Raw genomic sequence first — 316 nt, 5'->3', positions numbered from 1 at the left:
ATTCACCGCGACCCGGGTGATCCGGCCCCAGCGCTCGTCCAGGACCGCGACCAGGGACGGCAGTTCACGGGCCAGGTCACGCGTGCGCGGCCACCAGGCACCGTCGACCATCCCCCGGTCGGCACACTGCGGTTTCAGCAGCATCCGGACCTCGGGGGTGGGTCAGGTCCGGGTGCGGAGCCTGCAACAAGCTGATGGCGGTCATGATGCGGAACCCGTCCCCGGGTCCGGGGCCCGGTGTCGTTGCGATCGGAGTTACGGGGCGTCGGGGTCGTCGCCGGGGACGACCAGGACCGGAAGGTGTGCGTGGTGCACG

The 316-nt window shown here is 71.2% G+C and carries 1 protein-coding gene; it reads right to left on the bottom strand.

From position 1 onward, the window contains the following. Positions 1 to 144 (bottom strand): DUF5994 family protein (locus C6N31_RS42750; protein WP_232486365.1); only part of this gene is annotated, 144 nt, incomplete at its 3' end. Positions 145 to 316: the final 172 nt, after the last annotated feature.

It is taken from the genome of Streptomyces fildesensis (assembly GCF_016107395.1).
GTDB lineage: Bacteria > Actinomycetota > Actinomycetes > Streptomycetales > Streptomycetaceae > Actinacidiphila > Actinacidiphila fildesensis.
Note: the sequence above shows the minus strand (reverse complement) of the source record. Positions and strands in the feature narration are given on the sequence as shown.